At 39.9% G+C, this 9785-nt stretch carries 7 protein-coding genes; all 7 read left to right on the forward strand.

The window, feature by feature from the left end; translation table 11 throughout:
* On the forward strand, positions 1 to 2616 hold a 2616-nt coding region (locus AC1DPQ_RS07985; protein WP_477608709.1), incomplete at its 5' end, for an outer membrane beta-barrel protein.
* A 428-nt stretch (positions 2617 to 3044) separates the two neighbouring features.
* Positions 3045 to 3203 (forward strand): hypothetical protein, encoded by a 159-nt coding sequence (locus AC1DPQ_RS07990; RefSeq protein WP_167346157.1) that lies wholly within the window; start codon positions 3045 to 3047, stop codon positions 3201 to 3203.
* Positions 3204 to 3341: 138 nt separating this feature from the next.
* Positions 3342 to 3911 carry a helix-turn-helix domain-containing protein gene (locus AC1DPQ_RS07995; protein WP_477579715.1) on the forward strand — a complete coding sequence of 190 codons (570 nt, stop codon included), beginning with the start codon at positions 3342 to 3344 and terminating at the stop codon, positions 3909 to 3911.
* 91 nt (positions 3912 to 4002) lie between these two features.
* Positions 4003 to 4893 (forward strand): alkaline phosphatase family protein, encoded by an 891-nt coding sequence (locus AC1DPQ_RS08000; protein ID WP_477579713.1) that lies wholly within the window; start codon positions 4003 to 4005, stop codon positions 4891 to 4893.
* 214 nt (positions 4894 to 5107) lie between these two features.
* Positions 5108 to 6367 carry a DUF5690 family protein gene (locus tag AC1DPQ_RS08005; protein ID WP_477608711.1) on the forward strand — a complete coding sequence of 420 codons (1260 nt, stop codon included), beginning with the start codon at positions 5108 to 5110 and terminating at the stop codon, positions 6365 to 6367.
* A 334-nt stretch (positions 6368 to 6701) separates the two neighbouring features.
* A complete protein-coding gene (locus AC1DPQ_RS08010) occupies positions 6702 to 7862 on the forward strand; it encodes a TIGR03364 family FAD-dependent oxidoreductase (protein ID WP_477579709.1) in 1161 nt (386 codons plus the stop codon).
* A 106-nt stretch (positions 7863 to 7968) separates the two neighbouring features.
* Positions 7969 to 9785, forward strand: a 1817-nt coding sequence (locus AC1DPQ_RS08015; RefSeq protein WP_477608713.1) for a carboxypeptidase-like regulatory domain-containing protein, incomplete at its 3' end; no start/stop codon positions are given.

Here is a 9785-nt window from a genome sequence, read left to right on the forward strand (position 1 = left end):
TTAGATGCCATTCAGGATGTTACCGTTTTACTTTCTCCATACGATGTTAAAGTGGGTAACTTTTTAGGTGGTAGCATTAACGCTGTTACGCGTGGTGGTACCAACGAGGTGGTAGGCTCGGTTTATGGTTATGGCCGTAACGCCTCTTTAATCGGTAGAAATAAAATCGGCGATAACAGCAAAGAGCCCTCCGCTTTTCACGATTACCAAACGGGTTTCCGTGTAGGTTTTCCGATTATAAAAGATAAATTGTTTTTCTTCACCAATGAAGAGATTACCCGCCGTCAGGATCCGGTAATTTTAGGTGCAGGATCGTCTGATATGAAATTGCTTAGCTTAACTGAGGCACAGCAGATTTCTGATCGCATGAAGACAGCTTATGGTGTTGATGCCGGTTCGTTTGGCGATTACAACATCTATTCGCAGTCTAACAAATTCTTTAACCGCTTAGATTGGAACATCAGTGAAAGTACCCAACTAACCATCAGAAATAATACCATCATTTCGAAAGCAACAAACTTAGAAAGAGATCAGTCTAACTTCAGGTTTGGCGGTATCGATTTCAGACAGAACAATAATCAGACATCAACTGTTGCCGATCTTAAAACCCGTTTCGGAAATTCAGCTACCAACAATTTAATTGTAGGTTATTCTACCGTTCACGATTATCGTGATCCGCTATCCAATCCGGCTTTGCCGCAGATTGAGATTGCTTCTAATGGAGGAACATTGTTTTTAGGTACCGACCGTGAGGCAAGTATCTTCAACATGAAACAGAATACTTTCGAATTTACCGATAACTATACTTTCAGCAAGGGGAACCATACTTTTACCTTTGGTACGCACAACGAGTTTTATAACATCAACTATGGTTTCGTAAACTCATGGAATGGCCGTGTGGCTTATAGCAGCATCGCCGATTTCTTGGCCAACCAGCCAAACAGGGTACGTACAAGTTATAATTATGATGACAATACGCGTGATCACATTATTGCGAATCCAACTGCAGAGTTTAATGTGAACATGTACAGTGTTTATGGTCAGGATGAAATCCGTATTGGCGACCGTTTCAAATTAACACCGGGTTTACGCTTTGATATGGCTGATTTACCCAATATGCCGTCACTGAGTCCAAAAACAACTAATTCTCCGGTTGATGCAAATTATGGTACAACCTATACTTACACACAACCATCATCAATTACCGGGAAATTCCTGAACAAAATCCAGATTTCTCCACGTGTTGGCTTTAATTTCGATGTGTTGGGTAACCAAAGTTTGGTTATGCGTGGTGGTACCGGCTTGTTTACCAGTCGTGTTCCTTTTGCATGGATCGGTTATGCATATTACAACAATGGTGTAAACTATGGCGCTTTCGATAAATCGTACGTTTATGCCAATGCTGATCCTACCAAAATTGTAAAGCCAGTAGCGGGTACCGATCCGATCAGAGATGCTTTAACAGGTAATGGTGAAGCTGGTTATGTTACTAATCAAGGTGTTAATGTTAAAGATGCTAAAGGTGCAACACAGGTAGATTTGGTGGATAATAACTTTAAAATGCCAAAAGCATGGAGAAGTAATTTAGCCTTCGATTATAAAACAGACGACCAGTGGAAATTTACAGTGGAGGGAATCTTTAGTCAGGTGATTAAAGATGTGCAGTTTCAGCAGATCAACTATGTGGATAATCCTACTTACATGGCTTATGATACCCAGAAACAGCAGCCTATTTATTCAGGCACCAAAATTAATCCTTTATATACCAATGCCTACCTATTATCAAACACTGATAAAGGATATAAATATAGCTTAACCGCTCAGGTGAGTAAATCACTTCCTGTCGGTTTAGATATGATGGTGGCTTATACCTACGGACGATCGAAAGATATTGCCAATGGTATCCGTAATTCAATGGAATCTAACTGGCAGTTAAACCAGGCCCTTAGTCCAAATAACCCAGGCTTGGCCTATTCTAATTTCGATATCCGTAACAGGATTATTTCGACCATCAATTACAGATTAGATTGGGCTAAAAACGGTAAATATGTATCTAACTTCTCCTTGTTCTTCAGCGGCCAGTCAGGTTCTCCTTATTCATTGGGTTTAGTGAATACCAGGATCAATGGAACTGGCCAAACCGTAAGTTTGATGTATATTCCGGCTGTAGRCGAAACACAAAAGTTCTTTGCCAACAACGCAGCAGGAATTGCGCAAGCTGCCGCATTTGATGATTATATCAATAACGATAAATACTTAAGTACCCGTCGTGGCGATTTTACAGAGCGTAATGGTGCACGCACCCCTTGGAATGTTCAGGCCGATTTCCGCTTCTCTCAGGATATTCAGGTGGCAAAAGGAAAGCATCCACATGTACTTACCTTAACTTACGATATTATTAACCTCACCAATTTGGTAAATAAAGATTGGGGAATTCAATATTYTTCTCCTAATACTTATAATTCAATGGCAAGTGTAGGTATTAAGGTGGCAACTGCAGGTACACCAACCGCATATCCGGTATATACCTTTGCACAGAAAGATGTAACCTCTTATTCAAAAGATTTCTTTGCCTCACGTTACCAGATGCAATTGGGATTAAGATATAGTTTCTAATCTTTTTTAATATCAATATACAACGGTCTGACCTAAACAAGGTTGGGCCGTTTTTTTTGTGAGGCGATGGGCACCCATGGTGAGAATTCTATTTACTGCAAAAGCCGCAAACCATAAATTTTATAAAAATTAATATAAATGACAGAATTAATCTACGCGTAAAAATTCTCTGAAGTTGCCGTCATTTCGAGCGGAGTGCAACGCAGTCGAGAACCCAAAGGCTCAGCGAAGCAAAATCTGTCTAGATAGATCTCTCCTCCGAAGGAGTTCCTTTGGAACACTTCGCGTTGCTCCGGTAGATGACGACCGTTTGAAAACGCTGAAAATCTTTCTGATATAACCAATTAAACCTTTTCTATCCTTCCTCCGTCAAAATAAAACACACAGCATAAAGCTTGATTTATTTTTCACTTTTAAAAGGTTAGGTTATGAAAAGGATTGTAAATGCATTACTCTTATTGGTTATGGCGGTTAATTTTAGTGCATGCGTGGTGAGCGCACGTGCACCAAGGGCACACTGGGTACGCGGGCATTATAATATTGGCCCTCATGGCGGTCGGTATTGGGTGCCCGGGCATTACCGTTAATTTTTGCTATCGCCGCCATAAAAAGGCGGCGATTGTTTTTATAAGCACGTTAAAATGTAATTCCGTAACTAATGCGATTGTTGATTTAGATTGTAGGAATAAAATAATACATTAGCGTTATTAACACGATTTTAGCATATGCAAGAAGAAATTCTTTTACAGATTAGCCTTAAAATTAAAGAAAGACGTAAAGAACTGGGGATTACCGTTCAGGAGCTTGCAGATAAAGCAGAGGTAAGCAAGGGGCTGATCTCTCAAATCGAAAATAGTCGTACCATTCCGTCTTTAATGGTATTAATGGATATTATTAAAAGTCTGCAGATAGATCTGAACAGTTTTTTTAAGGATATCAATTTTCATAAAAAAGATGCCCCCGTTCTGGTGAAACGAAAAGATCAGTACCAGAAGTTCGAAAAAGAACAGGCTGTAGGTTTTAACTACTCGCGTATTTTAACTAAGAATATTAAGTTTTCGACTGCCGATTTTGTACTGCTCGAGCTCGAGGTGAATGCGCATCGCCCAATGGTGAAAACCGAAGCCTTCGAATTTAAATACATGATAGAAGGTAGGGTAGAATATCAGTTTTCGAAAAAGAAAATCATACTCGAAAAAGGAGACTCTATGCTTTTCGATGGAAGGCTTTCTCACACCCCGGTTAATATTGGCGATAGCAGGGCGCTAATGCTGGTGATTTATTTTTTTGAATAACATTTATGTAAACAAAGTTTATTAATACTTAACAAATACTTATCTTMATCTTTATAAACCAATCTTAGGTTTGGTAATAGAAAATATGAATATGAAAAGATTTTTGAAAAGTACTTTACTGTTACTTTGTTTATGTGCATTTGCCCAGGCGCAATCAAGAAAAATTAAACATGTTGTCTTAATTGGTTGCGATGGTTTTGGTGGTTACGCTTTGCCCGAAGCGAATATGCCTAATCTTAAAGCACTAATGGCTAACGGCTCGTGGACTACACAGGCACGTTGTGTATTGCCATCTTCCAGCGCTGTAAACTGGGCTTCCTTATTAATGGGTGCTGGACCAACCGAACATGGTTATACCGAATGGGACAGTAAAGTGCCCGAAATCCCATCCATCACCAACACATCTTATGGTTTGTTCCCTGGGATATTTAGTGTAATCAGAGATCAAAAAAAACAGGCTAAAACGGCTATTGTGTATAGCTGGAGCGGGATTGGTTATTTATTTGAAAAAGAAGCAGTAAACATCATCGTTAGCGGAAACGATAAAGATGATTTTTGCACCGATACCACTGTTGCGATTATCAAAAAAGAAAAACCTTATTTTACCTTTTTGCATTTAGACGAGCCTGATGGTACAGGGCATTCAATCGGTCACCGTACACCAGCTTATTATAAACAACTGGAGTTGGTAGACCAGCGGATAGGTAAAATTGTAAAAGCGGTTAACGATGCAGGCATAGCTGATGAAACCGTTATCCTGGTTACTGCCGATCACGGTGGTAAAGGTAAAGGCCATGGTGGTAAATCGCTTGATGAAGTGCAGATCCCGTGGATTATTTCGGGCCCTGGTATTCGTAAAAACCACGAATTAAAAGATGCAATTATTACCTACGATACAGCCGCAACACTGGCCTGGTTAATGAGGCTGCAACAACCGCAAAGTTGGAGAGGAAGGCCGGTATTAGAGGCTTTTACGAAATAAAATACAAGTCCTACATGGTAAAAATTTAACAATTTGATAATCTTGACATTGTTTACTAATAATAAACAATGTTTACTATTGTGTTTTTAAAAAATACATATGTCAATCAAATTAGTGGTGCTCGGTATGATAAACAAAATAAGCTGATATTAGGATGAGTTTGCTTCATCTTGCCCGCAAAAAAGCACTTAATTGKCCTTATTGGTTAATTACAATGCTTGGTGGCATAGCAGCATTTGGTTGTTATACCAGTATGTATGCCTTTCGTAAAGCTTTTGCTTCTGCTACTTTTGAGCATCAGGAATTTCTGCATATCGATTATAAAGTTTGGTTGGTTATTGCACAAATGGTAGGTTATACCTTAAGTAAGTTTTATGGTATCCGTTTTATTTCCGAATCGGGGAAAAGTAACCGGGCAAGGAGCATCATTTTTCTGATCCTTTTTTCTTGGCTAGCCCTGCTCGGATTTGCTTTGGTACCTGCTCCTTACAATATTGTATTTCTTTTCCTCAATGGTTTCCCTTTGGGCATGATCTGGGGTTTGGTATTCAGTTATTTGGAAGGAAGAAAAACAACCGAATTTATGGGTGCGTTGATGTCGATCAGTTTAATATTTGCCTCAGGTTTTGTTAAAACTGTAGCACGTACGCTGATGTCGTTTGCTTTGGTAACCGATTATTGGATGCCTTTTCTTACCGGACTGGTTTTTCTGCTTCCGCTGTTCCTGTTTGTTTTTTGTCTGGAGGTTATTCCGCCGCCTTCAAAAGAAGATCAGGAGTTACGTACCAAGCGGGTGCCAATGGATGCGAAACAGCGCAGAAAGTTTATCACAACATTTTTGCCAGGTATCATCTTAACCATTATCATCTACGTACTGCTTACCTGTATCCGCGATATGCGCGATAATTTCGAAGTAGAAATCTGGAATGGCTTAGGTATTCACAACAACCATATCTACACGCAGATTGATACCCTGATTTCGGTTGTGGTCTTGGTAATGATGGGGCTTTTGATCCTGATTAAAGATAACCTCAAAGCTTTTACCGTGATCCATATCATGATTATTTCGGGCTGTTTGCTAATTGGCGTAAGTACATTCTTTTTTGATAGGGGCTACATTGGGCCTGTTAGCTGGATGGCTTTACTGGGAATGGGACTGTATATGGCCTACATTCCCTATAATGCTATTTTCTTTGAACGGATGATTGCCAATTTTCATTACAAGAGCAACATCGGTTTTATTATGTATGTGGCCGATTCTATTGGTTACGTAGGTAGCTTTTCAATACTCCTGTTTCATGAGTTCGGTGATACGAATGCCAGCTGGATGCACTTTTTTAAACAGTGTTTGTTTGCTATACCATTAATTGGCGGGGTGTGTAGTGTACTTTCTTTGATCTATTTTAGAAGAAAAACTTTGGTTACAAACAAAAAGATGCAGGCGGCTGGGAGTGTAATTTTAGCAGGAAAGTGAAAAGATGTTTTTTTTGGATGTCATTTTTTGCCATGTAAGGAATATAAGGTCATTTAAGCTTATATGTTTCTTACATTTCTTAAATGGTAGAAGTATAGGGCGCGGAGGTCCTCAAGAGATCGTCATTCTCAACTTGACTGGGAACCAAGTAGTGCTCATGAATGCTTATGAAGAAAAGAAAGCTTATGTATAATCGTAATGCAATAAGCTTTAAGATTCCCGCCTGCGCGGGAATGACGCGTAATTTTTAAAAGATAAAGTAGCTAAACAATATTAACTCAACATTGATGTCTGGATGAATTAAAAATATCCTGAGATCAGCAAAAAATAAACAATGAATAAACATTTCGATCTTATTGTAATTGGTGGAGGGATTTTAGGAACATTCCATGCTTACCATGCTTTACTTTCGGGCAAATCGGTACTACAGCTCGAAAAAGACAATTTTCCGGTTGGCGCTACGGTACGCAATTTTGGTCAGGTGGTACCCTCGGGTATGGAAGCCGAGTGGTTCGAATATGGTGTGGCTGGCCTAGATATTTATAAATCGATTCAGCAGGAATTCGATATTTCCGTGCAGCAAAATGGTAGTGTGTACATCGCATCAGATAACGATGAGCAGACCTTAATCCATGAGCTGAAAGCACATTACGATACCATCGGTTACGAAACCGAATTGCTTAATCAGGAAGCGGTTTTAAAGAAATATCCTGCTATTAAATCTTCTTATGCCAAAGAAGCCATCTTTTTCCCCCAGGAAATTAGTGTAGCACCAGATCAAATGATCTACCGCCTGCATGAATATATGCAGACTAAGTTTGCACAATACACACTTAAATACAACAGTCCGGTTACCGCCTGCGAAAGCAAAGGCACTGGTGTTGAAGTAGGTTTAAGAAACAATACTGAACTTTTTACGGCAGAGAAAGCCATTATCTGTAACGGTTACGAATTTAAACTGCTTTATCCCGATCTGTTTAGTGAGAGCGGTATTGTGGTTAGTAAGCTGCAGATGATGCGCAGTATACCTATGCCAGAAGTAGCTTTAACAGGTAATATTTTAACAGGGCTAACCACCAGGCGTTACGAGAGTTTTGAACACTATTGCCCTTCTTTCAAAAGCATTAAAACCCCTGAGCATTACGAAGAGCTAAAAAAATGGGGTATCCATATCCTGTTTAAAAAGGCTGCAGATAATACGATCATTATTGGCGATTCGCATGTGTATGCCGATGTAAACCATTTCGACGATCTGGGTTTCGATTTAAGCCACCACATTAATGAGCTCATGCTCGAAGAAGCAGCCCGGATAGTTGATTTCGATGTGCGCAAACTGCAAAGTATCTGGGCCGGATTTTATCCGCAGCACGCAACAAAACATATTGTAACTTACGATCTCGACGATCGTATCCATATCCGTACAGCTATTGGCGGTAAAGGAATGACTGCTAGTGCAGGCTATGCCGCAGAAAGCATTAAGAAAATATTTAGTTAACAAATACTAAACAAAAATAGGGTATTTTGTTAACTAAAAGTTGGCATTAGGCTAACATACACATCTTATCATTGCATCTATAAAACCTAAAAAAAATTATAGATAAATGAAACATCTCTACAAGATGAAGATGTGCATGGTAGCTTTGCTGTTACTGTGCCTCACGCCTTATTTTTCCTGGGCACAAACAAAAATAGCTGGTCTGGTTAAAGACGATGCGCAGCAGCCGATCCCAGGCGTTAGCGTAATGGTAAAAGGGACTAAAAAAGCTACTTCTACCGATTTATCGGGCCGCTTTACACTTGATGCCAAAACAGGTGAAACACTTGTTTTTAGTTCGATCGGATTTCTTCCGCAAGAAGTTCAGGTTACTGGCGCAAACCTTACCGTAACTTTAAAAACAGACTCGAAAAATTTAAATGAGGTAGTGGTTACCGCCCTCGGTATCCGTAAAGAGAAAAGAAACCTGGGCTATGCCATTCAGGAGGTAAAAGGAGCCGATCTGGTAAAAGCCAGGGAAGCTAATCCGGTAAACGGATTGGTGGGTAAGGTTGCCGGTTTAACTGTTGGGGTATCTTCAGAACTTTTGGGCCGTTCGTCGCTTTACCTTCGCGGTAACGATGTTAATTTAGTTGTCGTAGATGGGGTGCCGATCAATTCGGATACCTGGAACATCAATCCCGATGATATTGATACTTATACCGTGCTTAAAGGCCCGGCAGCAGCGGCACTTTATGGTTATCAGGCTTATAATGGTGCATTATTAATCACCACTAAAAGAGGTAAACTGAGCGACAAAGGTTTTACTGTAGAACTAAATTCGAGCACGCAGTTTAACAAAGGGTTTATCGCTTTGCCGAAAAGCCAGGACGAGTACGGGCCAGGTGAGCACAGTGCATACGCTTTTGGTGATGGAAAAGGTGGTGGCTTAAATGATGGTGATTACGATATCTGGGGACCAAAATTCGACGGTCAGTTGATTCCTCAATATGATAGCCCGATTGTGAACGGCGTGCGCCAGGGTACGCCTTGGGTAGCCCGTGGAAAGGATAACTTAAAGCGTTTTATCCAAACCGGATTGCTTTCTGCAAACAACGTTGCCTTATCTTCTGCAACAGATAAGTATAATTTAAGGGTTTCTATTTCCAATAATTATCAAAAAGGAATTATACCGAACACACAATTAAACATCAACAATTTTAATGTGAGTGGCTCGTATAACATCAGTCCGAAATTAAGAGCCGAAGCCTACATCAATTATAGCCGCCAGTTTTCTGATAATATTCCTGATGTAAATTATGGACCGAACAGTGTGATTTATAACATGACCCTTTGGGGCGGTGCCGACTGGAATATCGACGATATGAAAAACTACTGGCAGCCGGGCAAAGAAGGAATCCAGTCTATTTACGCCGAGTACCAGCGTTACCACAACCCTTATTTTTTATCTTACGAGTGGTTACGCGGACATAAAAAGAACGATATTAACGGTTATGCCTCTCTAAACTACAATGTAACCAAAGGATTGGATGTATTGCTGAAAACGCAGATCTCTACTTACGATCAGTTAAGGACCGAGAAAATGCCGTTTTCTGCTCACCCATACGGACGTGAAGAAGGTTTGGGCGATTACAGGGAAGACCGCCGCAGCATGTTCGAAAACAATACGCAATTGATTTTAAAGTACAATAAAAATATTGGCGATTTATTCGAAATCAGTGCTTTTGGTGGTGGTAATGCCCGCAACTTCAGTTACAATTCGAGCTTTACCACAACCGATTATTTAAATGTTCCAAATGTATATAACTTCTCGAATTCTAAAAACCCGGTAAAAGCATTCGATTTCAATTCACAAATGTTGGTGTTAAGTGCTTTTTACTCAGTTGATTTGAGCTTTAAAAAGTACCTGAACATCAATACCAC

This window comes from Pedobacter sp. 01T416_2, from assembly GCF_056398925.1.

Coding starts and splice junctions, on each gene's coding strand:
- AC1DPQ_RS07990 (WP_167346157.1), top strand. CDS start 3,045: ATGAAAAGGATTGTAAATGCATTACTCTTATTGGTTATGGCGGTTAAT.
- AC1DPQ_RS07995 (WP_477579715.1), top strand. CDS start 3,342: ATGCAAGAAGAAATTCTTTTACAGATTAGCCTTAAAATTAAAGAAAGA.
- AC1DPQ_RS08000 (WP_477579713.1), top strand. CDS start 4,003: ATGAAAAGATTTTTGAAAAGTACTTTACTGTTACTTTGTTTATGTGCA.
- AC1DPQ_RS08005 (WP_477608711.1), top strand. CDS start 5,108: ATGCTTGGTGGCATAGCAGCATTTGGTTGTTATACCAGTATGTATGCC.
- AC1DPQ_RS08010 (WP_477579709.1), top strand. CDS start 6,702: ATGAATAAACATTTCGATCTTATTGTAATTGGTGGAGGGATTTTAGGA.